This is a genomic window from Streptomyces sp. NPDC048417, assembly GCF_040651615.1.
Taxonomy (GTDB): domain Bacteria; phylum Actinomycetota; class Actinomycetes; order Streptomycetales; family Streptomycetaceae; genus Streptomyces.
The window spans coordinates 1-18711 of the sequence record NZ_JBEZKI010000008.1 but is presented as its reverse complement, the minus strand read 5'-3'; the positions used below and the strand labels follow the sequence as shown (position 1 = coordinate 18711).

The window sequence follows — 18711 nt, the reverse complement described above, 5'->3', positions numbered from 1 at the left end:
GAGCGCTCGTGTCGCGCTCGGGCGACTGTTCGACGTGTCTGTGTTCGCAGTGTCGCGGTCTCGGCCAAGGGCGGCAACTCTGTCCGGATTTCGCGTCATGCGAGGGCCGCCTATGGAGTCCTACAGGCATGGACATCACTTTCGAGCAGCCTGCCCGCGCCCGGCTGATCACCGCCGAGGACCAGGAGGTCCCGGTGCCCGCCACGCTCCGGTACACCTCCGGTGATCCGCTGGCCGTGTTCGTCGACTTCCCCGCCGAGGTCACCCTCGGCGGGGAGGAGGTCACCTGGACGTTCGCGCGCTCGCTGCTGGACCAGGGGCTCGATGTCCCCGCCGGACGCGGGGACGTGCACATCTGGCCCTGCGGCCGGGGTCGTACGGCCGTGGAGTTCCACTCGCCGCACGGGCTCGCCCTGCTCCAGTTCGACACCCAGGCACTCGTCCGTTTCCTGCAGCGCACCCACGAGGTGGTGGCGCCGGGGGAGGAGGACGTCGAGGCGGTCGTGGAGCGGGGCCTGAGCACGTTGTTCGGGGGTGTGTGAGGGGGATCCGGGGCGCCCGACGCGTACTTTGACTTCTGTTCACTCCGTCTCACCGCTCCGGTCCGGACCCTGATGAACGCCCCGTGCACCCTTGCGCGCGGTGTGCCACACGAGCACACCCGTGACGAGGACGGGGCGAATGACACCGATCAGCCGAAGAGGCTTCGTGGGACTGGGCGCTTCCGTGGCGGCGGGCAGCACCCCTACGCCCCGCCCGGTGACGGCGCCCACTTCGTCAACCTGGTCTACCAGGCCCTCGCCGCCGACGAGGACGTCCTCAACTCCACCGTCCTGTTCCTCAACTATGACGAGAACGACGGCTACTTCGACCACGTCCCGCCCCCGGCGCCGCCCGCCGGCACGGCCGGCGAGTTCCTGAACGGCGTGCCGTACGGCTTCGGGTTCCGCGTCCCGATGATCGTCATCTCGCCCTGGACACGCGGCGGCTGGGTCTCCTCCGAGGTCTTCGAGCACACCTCGGTGCTGCGCTTCCTGGAGACCTGGACCACGGCCCTCGGCAAACCCGCGGACTGCCCCAACATCAGCGCCTGGCGACGCTCGGTGAGCGGCGACCTGACCGGCGTCTTCGACTTCGCCAACCCGGTCCACGGTGCCGTCTCCCTGCCCGCGACCAGCGTCATCGGCTTCTCCACCTGCGGCCCGCTGCCCAACCCGGTGCCCACCACCAACGCCCTGCCCGCCCAGGAGTCCGGCACCCGCCCGGCCCGTGCGCTGCCCTACCAGCCCAACGGGTACCTGGACCGCATGGAGTTCGGGACGTCCGGCACGATCCGCGCCTGGTTCACCATGGCCAACCAGGGCACCCCGGCGACCCGGGCGGCGCACTTCTCCCTCCACCCGAACGCCTACCGGGACACCACGCCCTGGCAGTACACGGTGGACGCGGGCGGCACCGCCTCCGACTACTTCAACATCGGGACGGGGTACGGCGGCGGCAAGTACGACGTGAGCATGGTCGGCCCCAACCGCTTCCTGCGCCGCTTCCAGGGCGACGCCACCCAGGCCGGCAAGTCGGCGGAGGTAAGCACCCTTTACACCGTGGAGCCCGGCACCGGCAAGCTCGCCGTCTGGTTCAAGTTGACCAACTCGGGCTCGGCGCCGGTGAAGTTCACCATCACTTCGAACAACTACCGCACCGACGGCCCCTGGACCTATCAGGCCGCCGCCGGTACCTCGGTCGAGGACTACTTCAACGCCGTCGCCCACCAGGGCGGTTGGTACGACTTCACGATCACGGTGGACTCCGACGCGACCTGGTCGCGCCGGTTCACCGGCCACCTGGAGACGGGCTCCGCGAGCGTCAGTGGCTGACGTCCCAGGCGTACAGGTCCGGGCGCGGGGCGAGTTCGACGGTCGTACGGCCGCCGGACTCCAGCGCCCGGACCCCGGCCTCGGCGACGACGGAGGACGCGTATCCGTCCCAGACGCTCGGTCCGGTGACCCGGCCCTGCCGGGTGGCGTCCACCCAGGACTGCACCTCGCGGTCGTAGGCGTCGGCGAACCGCACCAGATAGTCCTGGGGCACCTCCTCGCGGGCGGCGCCCGCCGAGGTGACCAGCATGGTGTGGTCCTCGCCGATCCGGGCGCTGCCCCGCTCGCAGACCGCCTCGCAGCGCACCTGGTAGCCGAAGCCGCAGTTGACGAAGACCTCGACGTCCACGAGGGCGCCGCCGTCGGTCTCGAAGAGCACCAGCTGCGGATCGAGCAGCCCCTGAGGGGCACCCGAGGAGGGCTGTGGCCGCAGCACGGTCACCGCGGTCAGCTCCTGGCCGAGCAGCCAGCGGGCCGCGTCGATCTCGTGCGACACCGAGCTGTTGATCAGCATGGCGCTGGTGAAGCCGGGCGGCGAGGACACATTGCGGTGGGTGCAGTGCAACATCAGCGGCCGGCCCAGGCGACCGCCGTCCAGCAGGGACTTCAGGCGTCGGTACTCGGCGTCGTAGCGGCGCATGAACCCGATCTGGGCCAGCCTGCGGCCGAGCCGGGCTTCGGCCTCCACGACCCGGAGCGCACCTGTGGAGTCCGGCACCATGGGCTTCTCGCACAGCACCGGCAGCCCGCGGGTGAAGGCCGCGAGCAGTGGCTCCTCGTGCGCCGGGCCCGGGGAGGCGATCAGCACGGCCTCGACACCGGGCGCGTCCAGGGCGGCCAGCGGATCCGCGTGGACGGTGACCCCGTCAAGGCCGGCCGCCGCCTCCTTGGCGCGGTCCGGGTCCGGGTCGGCGACAGCCGCCACCCTCGCTCCGCTCACCACTTGGTCGAGCCGTCGTATGTGGTCGGCACCCATGTGTCCGGCACCCAGTACCGCGACGCCCAGCAGCTCAGCCACGCCCACACTCCCTCTCAGCCGACGATCACGTCCCAGAGCCTAGACGTCGGCCGGGCGAGCGGTTTGGTCAGTAGCGCAGCACCCCGGCGATGCCGTTCGCGTCGCCCAGCGTGCCGTCCGGGACGAAGCGGACGTCGGCGCCGGTCTCCAGGCACTGCTCGACGATCTCGTCCACGATGTCGTCGCGGGCGTCGAGGTCGCCGCTCGCGGCCGGGACCAGGTGGTCGCCGTCGTCACGGACGGCGGTGCGGTAGTTCTCCTCGACGGCCAGGAGCCGGACGCGGCCCTCGCGGGCGCTCTGCCAGACCTCGTCGACACCGGCCGCGAACGTCCTGTGACCGCGCGCGGATTCCAGCTCCCGGGTCACCGACGCGGTGTTGCGGCGGGAGTCCGCCTCCAGCAGCGGCCGGATCACCTGCCACACGGCCTCCGGACCGGCGTGCGTGAGGCCGCCGTGCTGTACGGGGATGCTGTTCCTGGCGACGTTGCCGAACTCCTCCCACAGGGAGAGAGCGGCCTGCTCGCCGGTGACGTAGAGGCGCCGCGGCTCCTCGCGCAGCAGCGCGGCCATCACGGTGTCCGCGTCCCGCAGGAAGCGCTTGGTGTCCTCGTCGCGGAAGGTGCTGGGCATGTCGCCGATGCGCTGGAGCCGCTCGGCGTCGAAGTTCTCCTGGCTGCGGGTCATCGGGAAGCCGCCGGCCTGGCTCTCGGCGACCCGGTCGACCCCGCCGTTCCACAGCGTGACGCGGTCGGCCGAGATCGACAGTACCCAGAACGGCCGCTCGGAGGCCTGGGCCGAGACCAGGTTGCGGGTGAGGAAGGTGTCCGAGAGCACCACGCGCTCGGGCACGCTGCGGGCCAGCGACCACACCTGGTGCTCACCCGGCGCGGCGAAGATCGCCAGACCGTCCTCGGCATGCGCCAGATCGATCTCGGCGAGGGCCCGGTCGAGTTGGTCGAAGACGTCGCTGCGGCGCTCCCGGGTGACCCCGGGGTCGGTTTCCAGCTGCTTCTTCGCCTCGGCCACGACATTGCGCAGCCGGACGGGATCCTGGGCGTTGTCGGGCTCGCGGCGGTGCGTCGGTGTCAGCACGGAGACGGCGGGGTAGGGGCGCGGGCGGCGCAGCTCGGCGAGGGTCGAAGGACTGAGTGCGTGCTCCATATCAGCACCATAGGGCCGATTCGTGATTGGGGCATTTGGGGTAATTCTCTTTCATGGGATCCATGGGACTGACGCGGCGGGATTCACCCGGTGTGCGGCGGAGGCGGGCGCGATGGCCCGGCTGACCGTCGACGGCGACGAGGTCGTCGTCCGCCTGGGCGGACGGGAGCGGCTGCTCGCCCACCACCGCCGGGTCAGGGTGCCGCTCGCGCAGGTGCGCGCGGCCTCGGTGGAGCCCGACTGGTGGCGGGTGCTGCGCGGGGAACCGCACCCCGGCCACTTCCTGCCCGACCGGTTCTGTGTCGGCGCCTGGCAGCATCCGCGCGGGCGGGACTTCGTCGCCGTCCACGGACACGGCCCGGTCGTCCTGGTCGACCTGAAGCCGTCCGCGCCCTTCGCCCGGCTCGCGGTGTCCGCGGACGACGCGGAGGCGGCCGTAGCGGCCATCAGGCGCACGCTGTAACCGTGTTGAGGCCGGGTGTCCGGTGACGGTGGGCGGAGCGGCCGGTTACCGTACCCGGCAGTAACCGGATCGCGCCCCAGGAGGCCCCCATGCCGCAGCTCGAAGTCGACGGAGCGGCGCTGACGTACGACGACGAGGGCCCCCGGGACGGCGCCGCCGCGCCCCTGGTGTTCATCCACGGCTGGACCGCCGACCGGCACCGCTGGGACCACCAGATGGCGCACTTCGCCGAGCGCCGCCGGGTGATCCGCCTCGACCTGCGCGGTCACGGCGAGAGCACCGGGGCCGGTGTGAAGACGATCGCCGAACTCTCCCAGGACGTCGTCGCCCTTCTCGACCATCTCGAGGTGGATCGTTTCGTCCCCGTCGGTCACTCCATGGGCGGCATGGTCTCCCAGACCCTCGCGCTCACCCACCCCGAGCGGGTCGCGAGGATGGTGCTGGTCAACTCCATCGGCAAGATGTCGTACAGCCGCGGCCGCGGCCTGCTGATGGCGGCCTCCACGCTGGTGCCGTTCCGGCTGTTCGTCGCCGCCAACGTCCAGCGCGCCTTCGCCCCCGGTCATCCCCGTGAGGAGATACGCGCGTACGTCCGCGCCTCCGCGGGCACCCCGCGCGAGGTCGTCATGACGCTGTACGGGGCCATGCGGGCCTTCGATGTCCTCGACCGGGCCGGGGAGATCGCCGCGCCCACCCTGATGGTGCACGGCTACCACGACATCCAGCTGCCGGTGGGGCAGATGCTGAGGATGGCCAAGGCCTACCCGGACGCCGTGGTGCGGATCATCGACGCGGGCCATGAGCTGCCCGTGGAGCGGCCGGCCGAGCTGACGGCGGCGCTGGACCGTTTCGTGACGGCGGCGCCGGCACGCGAGGACGCGTAGCGCGAGGACGCGACAGCGTCAGGTGACCGGCGTCCGGTGAAACCGCGGCGCCGGTTCCGCTTGGGGAACTTTTTGCGGTTGGCCTGTTCCGGGCGGGCGGAGCCCGGTGCGGGCCGGGTTCGCGGGCCTCGCGCGGGCAAAGCGCGGCCGAAAGAGTGAGGCGGGGCGGCCGTCCGTGTTACGCCCAGGTTGACCGGCTCGGGTCCCGGGCGCACGCTCGTTATATAGGTGCTGAATACAAGTGGTTCGCTCGGGCAATCGCCTCCGCCGTGGAACCGCAGGTGGCGGGTGTTGTCCGGCAGACCGGCAGCAGGAGGTAACGCATGTGTGGCATCACCGGCTGGGTCTCCTTCGACCGTGACCTCACCACCGAGACGCGCGCATTGGATGCAATGACGGAGACCATGGCCTGCCGCGGTCCCGACGACCGCGGTACCTGGATCGAGGGCCCCGCCGCCCTGGGTCACCGCCGGCTCGCGATCATCGACCTGCCCGGCGGCCGCCAGCCCATGACCGTCCGCACCCCGGACGGCACCGTCGCGATGGTCTACTCCGGCGAGGCCTACAACTTCACCGAGCTGCGCCGCGAACTCGCCGACCGCGGCCACGAGTTCATCACCGACTCCGACACCGAGGTCGTGCTCCGCGGCTATGTGGAGTGGGGCGACACGGTCGCCGAGCGGCTGAACGGCATGTACGCCTTCGCCGTCTGGGACGGCCGCCACGACAAGCTCGTGATGATCCGCGACCGTATGGGCATCAAGCCGTTCTACCTGTACCCCACCCCGGACGGCGTCCTGTTCGGCTCCGAGCCGAAGGCGATCCTGGCGAACCCGCTGGTCCGGCCCCGGGTCGGCCTGGACGGGCTGCGTGAGCTGTTCACCATGGTCAAGACCCCCGGGCACGCCGTGTGGGAGGGCATGCACGAGGTCGAACCCGGCACCGTCGTCACCGTCGACCGCCACGGACTGCGCACCCGGACCTACTGGCGGCTGGAGACCCGCCCGCACGCCGACGACCGCGACACCACCGTGGCGACCGTCCGCGAGCTCCTCGACGACATCGTGCGCCGCCAGCTGGTCGCCGACGTACCCCGCTGCACCCTGCTCTCCGGCGGCCTCGACTCCTCCGCCATGACCGCGCTGGCCGCCCAGCAGCTCGCCGTGCGGGGCGAGAAGGTCCGCAGCTTCGCCGTCGACTTCGTCGGCCAGACGGACAACTTCGTCGCCGACGAACTGCGCTCCACCCCCGACACGCCCTTCGTGCACGACGTGGCCCGGCTCGCCCGCACCGACCACCAGGACATCGTCCTGGACGTGAACAGCCTCGCCGACCCCGCCGTCCGCGAGCGGGTGATCCGGGCCCGCGACCTGCCGGCCGCGTTCGGTGACATGGACGCCTCGCTCCTGCTGCTCTTCCGGGCCGTCCGTGACCAGTCCACCGTCGCGCTGTCGGGGGAGTCCGCCGACGAGGTGTTCGGCGGGTACCTGCAGTTCTTCGACGAGGACGCACGCACCGCCGACACCTTCCCCTGGCTGTACCTGGCCGGCCGGCACTTCGGCGACGACACCGACGTCCTGCGCACCGACCTCACCAAGTCCCTCGACCTGGAGTCGTACATCGCCGACGGTTACCGCTCCGCCGTCACCGGTGTCCAGCGCCTCGACGGGGAGAGCGACTTCGAGTTCCGGATGCGCCGGATGAGCTATCTGCACCTCACCCGCTTCGTACGCATGCTGCTCGACCGCAAGGACCGGATGAGCATGGCCGTCGGCCTGGAGGTCCGGGTGCCGTTCTGCGACCACCGGCTGGTCGAGTACGTCTACAACGCGCCCTGGGCCCTGAAGTCCTTCGACGGCCGCGAGAAGACCCTGCTCCGGGAGGCCACCCGGGACGTTCTCCCGCAGTCCGTGTACGACCGGGTCAAGAGCCCCTACCCGTCCACCCAGGACCCGGAGTACGGGCGGGCCCTCCAGGACCAGGTCAAGGACCTGCTGGCCCGGCCCGACCACCGGGTCTTCGACCTCGTCGACCGCGAGAGGCTGGACGGCGCGGCCCACCGGACCGGGCTGAGCAGCCACGCCGCCCGGCGCGGCCTGGAACGCGCCCTGGACCTGGCGCACTGGCTCGACATCTACACCCCCGAGCTGACCCTGGCCTGAGCCTCAGCCCGACGAGTCGGAACCGGCGCCGCGATCGGCGGCGTCGGCCGGGCAGGAGCTGCCGTCGGCCGGCAGCGTGCCGTACAGCAGGAAGTCGTCGACCTTGCCGTGCACGCACTTGGAGGACGTGTACCCGGTGTGGCCGTCGCCCCGGTTGTCCAGCACCACGGCCGACGACCCGAGCCGCTTCGCCGTCTCGATCGCCCAGCGGTACGGCGTCGCCGGGTCGCCGCGCGTGCCCACCAGCAGGATCGGGGCGGACGGCACGTCCTTCACCTCGTCGCGGATGAAGTCCGTGCCGCGCGGCCGGCCGTAGCAGAGCAGCACCTGGGTGAGCCGGAACCGGCCGAAGACGGGGGACGCCTGCTGGTACTCCTTGTCGAGCCGGTCGACGTCCCGGGTGAGCCGCTGGGCGCTCGGCCGGTCGGGGTCGTCGGCGCAGTTGATCGCCATCAGGGCGGCCGACAGGTTGTCCACGGGGATGTCGGCGCTGTCCACCAGTCCGCTGCCGCGCCGCTGCCCGACGGGCAGGGCGTAGCCGCCGGACGCGATGTTCTGCACGCCCCGGGTGTCACCGTCCTCGATCAGGGAGGCCAGCCCCCGCTCCAGCAGGGGCCACAGGTCCCTGCTGTACAGCCCTTGCCCGATGGCGCCCACCAGGTCCTGACCGGAGAAGGGGCCGCCGAAGTCGGACGGCACCGGGTTCTCGTCCAGCGAGCGCACCAGCTCCGTGACCGCTTCGCCCGCCTTGCGCCGGTCCTGCCCGAACGGACAGCCCAGGTCGGTGACGCACCAGTCGAGGAAGTCGTCCAGCGCCGTCTGCTGCCCCTGGGCGCCTGCCACCCCCTGCTCGGCCAGCGACTCGGTCAGCGTGTCCACACCGTCCAGGGCCATTCGGCCCACCTTGTGCGGGAACTGCGCCGCGTACACCGCGCCGAGCTTGGTGCCGTAGGAGAAGCCCAGGTAGTTCAGCTTGTTGTCGCCGAGCGCCTGGCGGATGACGTCCAGGTCCCGGGAGGCGTTCACGGTGCCTATGTGGGACAGCACGGGCCCGGAGTGCTCGGTGCACCGGACCGTCAGCTGCTTCAGGATCTTCATCAGGGCCTGCGGATGGGCGACATCGGGGACCTTGTCGATGCTCGCGTCGTCCGAGGGCTCGTCGAGGGCGTCGCCGCAGCTGACGGGGGAGGAGCGGCCGACCCCGCGCGGATCGAAGCCGACCACGTCATAGCCGTTGGTCAGGCTCATGAAGTCCTTGCCGGCCTGCCCGAGCCCGCTGACGCCCGAGCCGCCGGGCCCGCCGAAGTTCAGCAGCACCGAGCCCCGCGACTTCCCGGTCGCCCGGTAACGGGACAACGCCAGGTCGATGGTGCCCTTGGCCGGTTTCGCGTAGTCGAGCGGCACGGTCACCTTGGCGCACTGCATGTCCTTGGGCAGCTCCACGTCCTTGCACGCCGTCCAGTGGGCCTTCTGCCGGTAGAAGCGGCTCAGGTCCGGCTCCTTGGTGCTCGTCGTCGCCGCGGCCACGGGCAGCCCCGCGCCGAGCAGGGCCAGCGCGACGGCTCCGGCGCCGGCACAACGACGCACGGCGGGCCGGTTACGGGGCAAGGCCGGCATCGAGGGCCTCCAGGGACGCTCCGTGGCGGACCGAGAACAGGGCTTTCGATCACCATAAGCGGGTCCCGGTGGGCACGCCTCCCGGCGAGCGGGCCGGACCGGGGTGCCGTACCCTGCCGCGATCACCGGCTTCAGGCCCCATACACGGTTTTGCCCCGGGTTCGATATCGATGTCACTCGATGGGGTGAAATGCGGATAAGCCATAACTCACATGGCTCGTTCACGGTTTAACCGGTGCGGGCGAGCGCCCGCAACTATGTCTGGAAGGCAGGGAACCTATGAAACGGGTTACCCGAAACGGTGTGATCGCCGTCGCCGCCGCCTCCGGTGCGATGGCCATGGCGGCCCCGTCCTGGGCCGACTCGGGCGCGGACGGCGTCGCGGCCGGTTCGCCCGGCGTGATCTCCGGCAACGGCATTCAGCTGCCGGTGCACATCCCGGTGAGTGTGTGCGGGAACACCGTCAACGTGGTGGGGCTCCTGAATCCGGCGGCCGGCAACACCTGCGTGAACGAGGGCGGCGGAGCCGGTGACGGCAAGTCCGGCGGCTCGCCGGCGACCGGCGGCGCGTCCGCCCAGGGCACCGAGGAGGACTCGCCCGGGGTGATCTCCGGCAACGGCATCCAGTTGCCGGTCGACCTCCCGGTGAACGTGAGCGGCAACAGTGTGAACGTGGTCGGGGCACTCAATCCGGCCACCGGCAACACCTCGGTGAACACCTCCGGCGACCACCCGAGCACGCCGGAGACTCCGCCCCCGTCCCCGGAGCCTCCGGCCCCGGTCAAGACCCACCCCGGTCCCAGGACGGTCCACCCCGCCCCGCCGCCGGCCGCGACGACCACGCTCGCCCACACCGGGACGGACCTCACGGGTACCGCCGCCGCGGGCAGTGCGGCGCTGCTGCTCGCCGGGACCGTCCTGCACCGGCGCTTCCGGCCGGGCCGTATGCGCTGACCGTCCGGCGCGCCGCCGAGGAGGCGCGCCGAGAAACGTCCCTGCAGGCCCCACCGGACCCCGACCGGTGGGGCCTGTGCCGTGCGCGTGTCCCGGCGAGCCGCCCCGGTCGACCAGCCCGCCGGAGCGGCCTGTCGCGCATGCCGACGGCTTGATCCCGTCGTGGTGCGGTGCCCGGTGATCGGGAAGGATGCTGCGGACGCGGCGCCGCCCGCCGCGCTGTCCGACCGCACCGTGGGGCGGCCCAGGCCGCCCTGACCAGCCGCTGAATGGAGCGCATCGATGACCTCTCCGGCCCCCCAGGACCTCGTCGTCACCCAGGCCACGCCCGACGACTGGCCGGTGGTCCGCGGCTGGGCCGTGGACGAGGGCTGGAATCCCGGGCTGTCGGACGTCCCCGCCTTCTTCGCCCAGGACCCCGAAGGGTTCTTCATCGGACGGGTCGACGGGGCACCGGTGTCGGCCGTCTCCGTCGTCAACTTCGGCGCCGACTACGCCTTCCTGGGCTGGTACCTGGTCCGCCCCGACCTGCGCGGCCACGGCCACGGCCTCGCCACCTGGAAGACCGCACTGGCCCACGCGGGCACCCGTACGGTCGGCCTCGACGGTGTGGTGGCCCAGCAGGACAACTACCGCCAGTCCGGCTTCGAACTGGCCTACCGCACCGCCCGGTTCGTGGGTTCCGCCCCGGCCGCCGGGATCCCCGCGGGCGTCCGCCCGGCACGCGCCGCCGACCTGCCCGCCGTCACGGCGTACGACAGCGCCTGCTGCCCGGCCGACCGGCCGCGGTTCGTGGCCGCCTGGCTGACCGGCGCCGGCCACCGGGCCTTCGTCCGCCACGACGGCGACCGCCTCACCGGCTACGGTGTGATCCGGCCCGGCCACGACTGCCTGCGCATCGGCCCCCTGTTCGCCGACACCGCTGAGGACGCCCGCGCCCTGTTCACCGCTCTCCTGGCCGAGGCGGCCGGCCGCCAGGTCGCCGTCGACGTGCCCGGGCCCAGCACGGCGGGCGTCGCCCTCGCCGAAGAGGCCGGATTCACCCCCTCGTTCGAGACCGCCCGGATGTACACGGGCCCGGTCCGCGACCACGCCCTGGAGCGGGTCTTCGGGGTGACGACGCTCGAACTCGGCTGACCGGACGAGCGGTCGCGTCCCGTGCCGTACCGGTCGTTCATGCGCCGCGGAGGCTGCGATGAGGATCGGTGAACTCTCCCGCCGCACCGGCGTGCCCACCCGGTGCAGCGCTACTACGAGGAACAGGACCTGCTCCGCCCCGACCGCGCCGACGACGGCTATGGGTCCTGCGGCGAGGCCGCCGTCCAGGACGTCCAGCAGATCCGTGGCCTGCTCGACTCCGGGCTGACCACGGAGCTGATCCGCGCGATCCTGCCGTATCTCTCCGGACCCGAGCAGATCCATCCGCCGCGCGAGTGCGCGACCCGGAGACGGCCGCGCCGCTCAGCGGTCTCGTCGAGCGCACCAGGCCCCGCATCGACTGCCTGGCCCGCAACCGGGACCGGCTCGCCGCGTACCTGGCGGCCGTGCGGGAGCGCTGGAGCGGGTAATTGCGTTGCCGCGGTGGCGGGCGGATGGTGGACTGCTCGGATGGATCATCAAGCGGTGCTCGCTCTGTACGACCGTGACATGCGCGAGGGCGCCCGGCCCGACGGCCCCGGCGCGCGCATCGAGCGCGCCGGCGGCGTGGTGCGTCAGGTGGCGGACAGCGAGGGATGGAACGGCGTTGTCTGGTCGGCCCTGAACGAGACGACCGCGGATCGTGCGATCGCCGAGCAGATCGACCGCTTCCGGGAGCTGGGCCACGACTTCGAGTGGAAGCTCTACAGCCATGACCTCCCGTCGGACCTCGGGGCGAGACTTGTCGAGGCCGGATTCCGGCCCGAGCCGGAGGAGACGCTGATGATCGCCGAGGGTGCCGGGCTGACTGTCGACGCCGAACTTCCCGACGGCGTCCGGGTGGTGCCCGCCCTGGACGCGGCGGGCGTCGATCTCGTGGTGGACGTCCATGAGAAGGCGTTCGGCACGGACGGTTCGCAGCTGCGGCACCAGTTGCTGACGCGGCTCGCCCAGCAGCCCGACACCGTGGTCGCGGTCGTCGCCCTGGCCGGGGACGAGCCGGTGAGTGCCGCCCGTATGGAGCTGGTGCCGGGAACGCGATTCGCCGGTTTGTGGGGCGGCGGCACGGTGGAAGAGTGGCGGGGACGCGGTGTGTATCGCGCCCTCGTGGCCCATCGGGCCCGTGCCGCCGCGGCTCACGGCTATCGCTATCTGCAGGTGGACGCGTCCCCCATGAGCCGCCCGATCCTCGAGCGACTGGGTTTCCACGCGCTGAGCACGACCACGCCGTACATCTACGCGATGTGATCGGCGCGTTTCGGCTACCGGCGTGCCCTGGTCCGGTCGAGTGCCGCCACTCCCAGTGCCGCCAGCGCGATCTGGATGAACCACTCGATCCAGTCCGGCCCCTTCGTGTCCGCCACGCCGAAGCCGGCCGCGATCGCCGAGCCCAGCAGCGCCGCCACGATGCCGACGACGATGGTCAGCAGAATGCCGATGTGCTGGCGGCCGGGAACGACCAGGCGCCCCAGCACACCGATGATGATACCGATGATGATGGCACTGATGATGCCCGAGATCTCCATGTCCGCCCCTCTTCGTCTGTACTCCGCTGAAGTCCAATCTGCCCGCTGAATTCGCGGGCAGTCCCCTCCGGTTGTTACAGCGGTTTTCTGTTCATCGATCCGACATGCCATGTACCTTTCAATGAGTCGACGCGTGTAGAAATCTCAACCAGGTTCTACGCGCGAAGAGTTGGCGCCCCCACCGCCTCTACCCCACCCCCTCATGGAGGTTCGCCGGATGCTTGGATCCAGCAGATCCCGCCACAGAATCACCACCGCCCTGGCCGGGTTCGCCCTGTTCGCCGCGGGAGCCGCCCTCCAGGTCGGCACCGCGGCCGCCCCCGCTCACGCGGCCACCACCTACCGCGTCCTGTTCGACGACGGCCACGCCGAGGAGGCCGGCAACGCGGACTGGATCATCTCCACCAGCAAGCCCGACCCGCTCTCTCAGGACTCCTCCCCGTCCTCCGAGACGGACTGGACCGGCGCGCTGTCGTCATGGGGTGTGGCCCTCCAGAAGACCGGCAGCTACAGCCTCAAGACCGCCACCAGCGCGCTGACGTACGGTGGTTCGTCGACGACCGACCTGTCGAACTTCGACGCGCTGGTGCTGCCCGAGCCGAACACGCTGTTCACGACCGCCGAGAAGACGGCCATCATGAACTTCGTGAAGAACGGCGGCGGCCTGTTCATGGTCTCCGACCACACCGGCGCCGACCGCAACAACGACGGCGAGGACGCCGTCGAGATCTTCAACGACCTCATGACGAACAACAGTGTCGACTCGACCGACCCGTTCGGCTTCTCCGTCGACACCCTCGACGTCAGCTCCGGCTACCCGGCCGCGATCAGCGACAGCACCGACCCGGTGCTGCACGGCTCGTTCGGGACCGTCACCAAGAGCCTGATCGCCGACGGTACGACGGCGACGCTGAAGCCGTCGGACAACTCCGCCGTCAAGGGCCTCCTCTACCGCAGCGGCTACTCCGGCAACACCGGCGCCTTCTTCGCCACCAGCACCTTCGGCAGCGGCCGGGTCGCCTTCTGGGGCGACAGCTCCCCGATCGACGACGGCACCGGCCAGTCCGGCAACACCCTGTACGACGGCTGGAACGACAGCGGCGCCACCAACGCCGCCCTCGCCCTCAACGCCACCGCCTGGCTCGCCGGGGGCGGCAGCGGCGACGGAGGCGGCGGCGGTGGTGGCGGTGGCGGCACCTGCACCGCCGCCCAGCTGCTCGGCAACCCCGGCTTCGAGTCCGGCAACACCACCTGGACCGCCAGCAGCGGCATCATCACCACCTCCAGCAGCGAGGCCGCCCGCACCGGCTCGTACAAGGCCTGGCTCGACGGCTACGGATCGGCCCACACCGACACGCTGTCCCAGTCGGTGACCATCCCGTCCGGCTGCTCCGCGACCCTCAGCTTCTACCTGCACGTGGACACCGCGGAGACCACCACCAGCACCGCCTACGACAAGCTTACGGTGACCGCCGGATCCACCACCCTGGCCACGTACTCCAACCTCAACGCGGCCTCCGGGTACGTGCTGAAGAGCTTCGACGTCTCCTCCCTGGCCGGCACCACGGCCACCATCAAGTTCACCGGCGTCGAGGGGTCGACCCTCCAGACGTCCTTCGTCATCGACGACACCGCGCTCAACGTGAGCTGAGCCGGGCGGACGGTTCCGGCGCGGTAGCCGGAACCGTCCGCTCCGCCGCGTTCCAGCCGGAGACCCGCACCCGGGGCTCCGAGCCGTGCAGATCGGCGGTCCGGTAGGTGGCCGTGAGGGTCGCCGACTCGCCCGGCCACAGGCTCACCGCGTTGTCCGACCAGCGCACCGGCAGTACCGGCCTGCCGTTCGCGTCGACGAGATGGACGTCCGTCAGCAGGGCCGGAGTCTTGTCCGTGCCCGCGTTGCGGACCGTCACCGTGGTGGTCGACATGCCGTCCGCGGCCGTGGTCGACGCCGTGGCCGTGACCGGCACCTGGGTCATCGACGTGAGCCCCTTCAGATCCGCGTAGCTCGTCGTCGGCGTGTGCCACCAGTCGGTCTTCGCCCAGTCGAGGGCGTCCGCCTTGGTGGAGAGCCAGTAGACGTTGCGGCTCACCTCCTGGCCGGCCGCGTCGGTCAGGACCAGCCGTACCAGGTACGTGGACGGCAGTCCGCTCACCGACGCCGGCAGGGTGAGCGCGGTGGTGTGCGCGCCGTCGCCCTTGACCGAGAGGCCCGTGACAGTCCGGTCGTACCTCTGCGTGCCGTCCGGGTCGAAGAGCGTCGCCCGCGCGGTGAGCTGGGACGCGTCGGCGTGCCGGTTGTTCACCACGGTCACCGAGCGGTCGTCGTACGAGTACTGGACGTGCAGCGGCTCGTTGGCCTTCTTCGCGCCGAAGTAGGCGCCGCCCTGGTCGAGGTAACGGTCCATCAGCTGCCAGTGCAAGGACGTCCAGCCGCTGTTGAACATCCAGTAGACGACCCCCGTGGACGGCTTGGAGGCGTCGGTCTGGTTGCGCCCGTACGCCTCGTACTGGGCGCGGACGTTCTCGTACTGGGCGAGCTGCGCCTTGCGGACGTAGTCGGTGAGGCTCTTCGGGGCGCCGTAGCGGCCGGTGAGGGCCGCGTCGTAGATCTTGAGGGTGCCGAAGACCGGGGACGGGGAGCGGTGGTACTGCTTGAGGTCCGGGTTCTTCCAGAGCGTGTCCAGCTCGGCCGGGGTCATCATGCGGCGCAGGGTGTCGAGGGTGGGGATGTCCGGGCCCGCGCTGGTCTCGGAGTTGAAGCCGGTGGCGCCGCCCTCCCGCTTGGCGTACCAGTAGCCCGGCGGGATCCAGTCGTAGGGGCCGGTCATCTTCATGCCCGAACTGCCCAGCTGGGGAGTGGAGTTGTCGGAGGCGGCGGAGACCACCGGGGCGGCCCAGTCGGCCGCCTTCAGGGCGTCCAGGTAGGTCTTCTCGATCTTCGCGTCGGGTGCGAAGTCGCTGCCGATCAGGAAGGAGACGACGCTCGGGTGGTCCCGCAGCCGGGCGGCCTCGGCGGCCATCGAGGCCTGGGCGACCGGATAGTCGGCGGCCGTCCACTTCTCGCCCCGCTCGCCGTCGCCGTTGACCTGGCCCTCCCACTTGTCGCAGCACTCCCAGCCGGGCAGGGTGAGGATGCCGTACCGGTCGGCGATGTCGAAGAACTCGTCGGGCTCGATGTGGCCTTCCAGGCGGATGGCGTTGAGGCCGAGGTCGAGCGCGTACTTCAGGCGGTCCTCGACATAGGTCCGGTCCCAGCGCAGGAACTCGTCCGGTGACCAGCCGCCGCCCTTGATCAGCAGCCTGCGGCCGTTGATCGAGTACTGGCGGGCGCCGTCGGAGTTCAGCGGTGCCCGGACGTCACGGATGCCGAAGCTCTCGTGCGCGGTGTCCGACGCCGTGCCGGCGACCGACGCGGTGAGATCGAGGTCGTAGAGCGGCTGGCCGCCCATGCCGGCCGGCCACCACACCTTCGGGGAGGTGAGGTGCAGGCCGGGGACGTCGGCGGGGGTGAAGGTGACGGTCTTGGTCTGGTGGGCGGCGAGGGCGACCGACCTGGTGACCGCCACTCCGGCGACCGTGCCGGAGACCTCGGCGGTGACCGGCGTGTCGGAGTCGTTGCGGGCCTGCGCCTTCACCGTCAGGTCGGCCGTCGCGAGGGACGGCACCGCGAGCTGCGTCATCACGTGCGCGTCCCGCAGCGCGACCGGGCCGCCGCGCCGGACCAGGACGTCACGGACGATGCCCATGTTCTGGTCGGGCGGCGGCTGGAGCCAGTCGATCCAGCCCATGGTGAGGTTCTTGTCCGGGTCGTTGGGCTGGATACGGAAGGCGACCGTGTTGGTCCCGGCCCCGACCAGCGAGGTGACGTCCAGCTCGTGGTGCGTGTAGGCGCCGGTGACGTCGGCGGTCGTCGCGACCCGGTGGCCGTTGACGTACACGTCGGCCGCCGAGATCACCCCGCTGAAGTCCAGATAGGTGCGCTGGGAGGGGTCCGCCACGGTGAAGTCGCTGCGATACCACCAGGGCACCTGGAAGGGCGACTTGGGGATCTTCTGCAGGTTGGTGGAGACGAACGGGTCCTCGTACACGCCGTCGGCGAGGAGTGCGGCCAGCACCGTGGAGCGGGGGCTCGCCGGATACCAGTCCTTGGCCGGATAGCCGGGGGAGGAGACCGCCGCCGCCGATTCGCTCACGTCGGCCGTCGACCGGATCGCGTAGCCGGTCAGCGGGGTCAGGGACCCGGCGGTGGACGGCACACGGGTGATCCGGGCGTGCCCGTGGGCCCGGTCGCGGGCCCCGGCCCAGGCGCTGGTGTTGAGTGAACAGAGCAGGCCCAGGGCCACGGCGGCCGTGGCGAGGCGGTGTCCGGGGTCGCGGCGAGGGAACACGGTGGTCTCCAGGCTCGTAAAGTTAGGAAACTTTACTAACCCGGCTCAAGCTAGGGTCCCGAGAAGGCGGTGTCAATCACCGTGGCGCCCGGGCGAGGTGGCGGCGGCGGCTTCAGGCGGTGCCCGACCTGCGCTCGAAGACCAGGTCACGGGCGGTGTCGAGGGCCGTGGCCACCGCGCCGAGCAGCACCGCGTCCTCGCCGAGCCGGCTGGGCGCGAGCTTCGGGCGCAGCGGGGTGAGCGTGCGCAGGTGCTCCCGTACCGGGCGCAGCAGCAGGTCGACGCTGTGGCCGACACCGCCGCCCAGCACCACCAGGTCCGGGTCGAGTACGGCCGCGGCCGCCGCCACCGTGTGGGCGATGCGCTCGCCCTCGAGACGTACCGCCTCGACAGCCGCCTGATCGCCCTGCCGGGCCGCGTCGAACACGGACTTCGCGGTGAGCTGCCCGGTCATCCCGAACCGGCGCGCCGCCTCGACCACGGCCACCCCGGACACCGCGTCCTCCAGCCGCTCCGGCCTGCGCTGCTGTCCGGGCCAGGGCAGGAAGCCGATCTCCCCGGCGAGTCCGTGCGCCCCCGTGAACAGCCGCCCCTCGCTGACGACGCCCATCCCCAGACCGGTGCCGATCATGATGTACGCGAACAGCCGGCTGCCCGCCCCGACGCCGTACGTGTACTCGCCGAGCGCCGCGAGATTGGCGTCGTTGTGCACCTCCAGCGGGACGCCCAACTCCTTGTGCATCCGGTCGAACAGCCCGGCGCGCCCCCAGCCCGGCAGATGCATCGCGTACCGCACCCGCCGCTGCCGCTCGTCGTACACGCCGGGGGTGCCCACCACCCCGTGCACCACCTCGGCCGGATCGACCCCGGAGTTGGCGACGACCTGCCGTGCGGTGGTGACCAGCAGGTCGGCCATCGCGCCCGAGCCGCGGGCCCGGTTGCGCACGTCGGAGCGGGCGACCAGGGTGCCGTCCAGGTCGGCGACCGCCACCCGCAGCCAGCCGCGGCCCACGTCGACGCCGAGCGCGTACCCGGCCGCCGGGTCGGGCGCGTACAGCACGGCGGTGCGGCCGCGCTCCGGAGCGTGGGTGCCGACCTCGTGGGCCAGGCCCGCCGACTCCAGCGCCGCGAGCGCGCTGGACACCGTCGGCTTCGACAGGCCGGTCTCGCGGGCGAGTTGGGCGCGGGAGGCGGACCCGAGCCGGCGCAGCCGGTCCAGCAGCAGCCGCTCGTTGGTGCTGCGCAGTCGCTGCCGGCTCCAGGGCTGTTCCTGCTGCTCTACGACGTCGCTGGCGGCCATCACACCATTCTCACCGATTCCTGACGCATACTTGACGCATCTAGTAAGGCTCCTTAACTTTATCGGCCATCCCGCCGAATCGGCCGCCGTCTGTCGTCCGCGCCCCGCCTCTTCCCTCCGCGCCTCGCTCAGGAGTCTCAATGACGAAGTCAAGCCGCCTGCGTGACCGGTGGGGCGGAGGTGAAGACCCGTCCGTCACGCAGCAGCGCCCACAGCACGCTGGCCC

At 71.3% G+C, this 18711-nt stretch carries 15 protein-coding genes and 2 pseudogenes; 11 read left to right on the top strand and 6 right to left on the bottom strand.

Annotation, left to right across the window (positions count from 1 at the left end):
• Positions 1-128 precede the first annotated feature (128 nt).
• Together AB0D59_RS14355 and AB0D59_RS14350 are read left to right on the top strand one after the other, a co-directional pair.
• The gene (locus tag AB0D59_RS14355) at positions 129-542 is read left to right on the top strand and encodes an SsgA family sporulation/cell division regulator (RefSeq protein WP_351707504.1); all 414 of its coding nucleotides are present in this window, start codon (positions 129-131) and stop codon (positions 540-542) included.
• A 195-nt stretch (positions 543-737) separates the two neighbouring features.
• Positions 738-1874 (top strand): annotated as a pseudogene (locus tag AB0D59_RS14350) (phospholipase domain-containing protein); the annotation flags it as partial.
• Here the strand turns inward: AB0D59_RS14350 and AB0D59_RS14345 are convergent.
• Both AB0D59_RS14345 and AB0D59_RS14340 read right to left on the bottom strand, forming a co-directional pair.
• Positions 1864-2892 (bottom strand): Gfo/Idh/MocA family oxidoreductase, encoded by a 1029-nt coding sequence (locus tag AB0D59_RS14345; RefSeq protein ID WP_362564697.1) that lies wholly within the window; start codon positions 2890-2892, stop codon positions 1864-1866. The pseudogene AB0D59_RS14350 and the gene AB0D59_RS14345 overlap by 11 nt on opposite strands.
• Before the next feature lie 67 nt (positions 2893-2959).
• Positions 2960-4054, bottom strand: coding sequence for a chemotaxis protein (locus AB0D59_RS14340; protein WP_362564695.1), 1095 nt, complete (start codon positions 4052-4054; stop codon positions 2960-2962).
• 112 nt (positions 4055-4166) lie between these two features.
• Here AB0D59_RS14340 and AB0D59_RS14335 point away from each other — a divergent pair, with 112 nt between their 5' ends.
• The 3 genes from AB0D59_RS14335 (at position 4167) to asnB (ending at position 7563) form a co-directional block, all read left to right on the top strand.
• Positions 4167-4517, top strand: a complete 351-nt coding sequence (locus AB0D59_RS14335; protein WP_362564693.1) for a hypothetical protein — start codon at positions 4167-4169, stop codon at positions 4515-4517.
• 89 nt (positions 4518-4606) lie between these two features.
• Positions 4607-5401 carry an alpha/beta fold hydrolase gene (locus AB0D59_RS14330; protein WP_362564691.1) on the top strand — a complete coding sequence of 265 codons (795 nt, stop codon included), beginning with the start codon at positions 4607-4609 and terminating at the stop codon, positions 5399-5401.
• Positions 5402-5724: 323 nt separating this feature from the next.
• Positions 5725-7563 carry an asparagine synthase (glutamine-hydrolyzing) gene (asnB, locus tag AB0D59_RS14325; protein ID WP_362564690.1) on the top strand — a complete coding sequence of 613 codons (1839 nt, stop codon included), beginning with the start codon at positions 5725-5727 and terminating at the stop codon, positions 7561-7563.
• A gap of 3 nt (positions 7564-7566) precedes the next feature.
• Here asnB and AB0D59_RS14320 read toward each other — a convergent pair whose 3' ends face one another.
• A complete protein-coding gene (locus AB0D59_RS14320; RefSeq protein ID WP_362564688.1) occupies positions 7567-9180 on the bottom strand; it encodes an alpha/beta hydrolase in 1614 nt (537 codons plus the stop codon).
• 279 nt (positions 9181-9459) lie between these two features.
• Between AB0D59_RS14320 and AB0D59_RS14315 the strand changes: the two genes are divergently transcribed.
• The 5 genes and pseudogenes from AB0D59_RS14315 (at position 9460) to AB0D59_RS14295 (ending at position 12519) form a co-directional block, all read left to right on the top strand.
• Positions 9460-10134, top strand: coding sequence for a chaplin (locus AB0D59_RS14315; protein ID WP_362564686.1), 675 nt, complete (start codon positions 9460-9462; stop codon positions 10132-10134).
• Positions 10135-10416: 282 nt separating this feature from the next.
• Positions 10417-11271 (top strand): GNAT family N-acetyltransferase, encoded by an 855-nt coding sequence (locus tag AB0D59_RS14310; RefSeq protein ID WP_362564684.1) that lies wholly within the window; start codon positions 10417-10419, stop codon positions 11269-11271.
• Between the two features lie 102 nt (positions 11272-11373).
• Positions 11374-11469: pseudogene (locus AB0D59_RS14305) on the top strand (MerR family transcriptional regulator); the annotation flags it as partial.
• A gap of 98 nt (positions 11470-11567) precedes the next feature.
• Positions 11568-11702: a hypothetical protein gene (locus AB0D59_RS14300; RefSeq protein WP_362565088.1), complete on the top strand. Its 135-nt coding sequence runs from the start codon at positions 11568-11570 to the stop codon at positions 11700-11702.
• A gap of 40 nt (positions 11703-11742) precedes the next feature.
• Positions 11743-12519: a GNAT family N-acetyltransferase gene (locus AB0D59_RS14295; protein WP_362565071.1), complete on the top strand. Its 777-nt coding sequence runs from the start codon at positions 11743-11745 to the stop codon at positions 12517-12519.
• 14 nt (positions 12520-12533) lie between these two features.
• On the opposite strand, the gene AB0D59_RS14290 is transcribed toward AB0D59_RS14295, so the two are convergent.
• Positions 12534-12797 carry a GlsB/YeaQ/YmgE family stress response membrane protein gene (locus tag AB0D59_RS14290; protein ID WP_360486309.1) on the bottom strand — a complete coding sequence of 88 codons (264 nt, stop codon included), beginning with the start codon at positions 12795-12797 and terminating at the stop codon, positions 12534-12536.
• A 217-nt stretch (positions 12798-13014) separates the two neighbouring features.
• On the opposite strand from AB0D59_RS14290, the gene AB0D59_RS14285 reads away from it, so the two are divergent.
• Positions 13015-14448 (top strand): hydrolase, encoded by a 1434-nt coding sequence (locus AB0D59_RS14285; protein ID WP_362564682.1) that lies wholly within the window; start codon positions 13015-13017, stop codon positions 14446-14448.
• Here AB0D59_RS14285 and AB0D59_RS14280 read toward each other — a convergent pair.
• Both AB0D59_RS14280 and AB0D59_RS14275 read right to left on the bottom strand, forming a co-directional pair.
• Positions 14435-17185, bottom strand: coding sequence for an exo-beta-D-glucosaminidase (locus AB0D59_RS14280; RefSeq protein ID WP_362564681.1), 2751 nt, complete (start codon positions 17183-17185; stop codon positions 14435-14437). The genes AB0D59_RS14285 and AB0D59_RS14280 overlap by 14 nt on opposite strands.
• A gap of 112 nt (positions 17186-17297) precedes the next feature.
• Positions 17298-18485, bottom strand: a complete 1188-nt coding sequence (locus AB0D59_RS14275; protein ID WP_362564679.1) for an ROK family transcriptional regulator — start codon at positions 18483-18485, stop codon at positions 17298-17300.
• Between the last annotated feature and the right edge of the window lie 226 nt (positions 18486-18711).

Coding starts and splice junctions, on each gene's coding strand:
- AB0D59_RS14295 (WP_362565071.1), top strand. CDS start 11,743: ATGGATCATCAAGCGGTGCTCGCTCTGTACGACCGTGACATGCGCGAG.
- AB0D59_RS14330 (WP_362564691.1), top strand. CDS start 4,607: ATGCCGCAGCTCGAAGTCGACGGAGCGGCGCTGACGTACGACGACGAG.
- AB0D59_RS14355 (WP_351707504.1), top strand. CDS start 129: ATGGACATCACTTTCGAGCAGCCTGCCCGCGCCCGGCTGATCACCGCC.
- AB0D59_RS14290 (WP_360486309.1), bottom strand. CDS start 12,797: ATGGAGATCTCGGGCATCATCAGTGCCATCATCATCGGTATCATCATC.
- AB0D59_RS14285 (WP_362564682.1), top strand. CDS start 13,015: ATGCTTGGATCCAGCAGATCCCGCCACAGAATCACCACCGCCCTGGCC.
- AB0D59_RS14310 (WP_362564684.1), top strand. CDS start 10,417: ATGACCTCTCCGGCCCCCCAGGACCTCGTCGTCACCCAGGCCACGCCC.
- AB0D59_RS14335 (WP_362564693.1), top strand. CDS start 4,167: ATGGCCCGGCTGACCGTCGACGGCGACGAGGTCGTCGTCCGCCTGGGC.
- AB0D59_RS14340 (WP_362564695.1), bottom strand. CDS start 4,054: ATGGAGCACGCACTCAGTCCTTCGACCCTCGCCGAGCTGCGCCGCCCG.
- AB0D59_RS14275 (WP_362564679.1), bottom strand. CDS start 18,485: ATGGCCGCCAGCGACGTCGTAGAGCAGCAGGAACAGCCCTGGAGCCGG.
- asnB (WP_362564690.1), top strand. CDS start 5,725: ATGTGTGGCATCACCGGCTGGGTCTCCTTCGACCGTGACCTCACCACC.
- AB0D59_RS14315 (WP_362564686.1), top strand. CDS start 9,460: ATGAAACGGGTTACCCGAAACGGTGTGATCGCCGTCGCCGCCGCCTCC.
- AB0D59_RS14320 (WP_362564688.1), bottom strand. CDS start 9,180: ATGCCGGCCTTGCCCCGTAACCGGCCCGCCGTGCGTCGTTGTGCCGGC.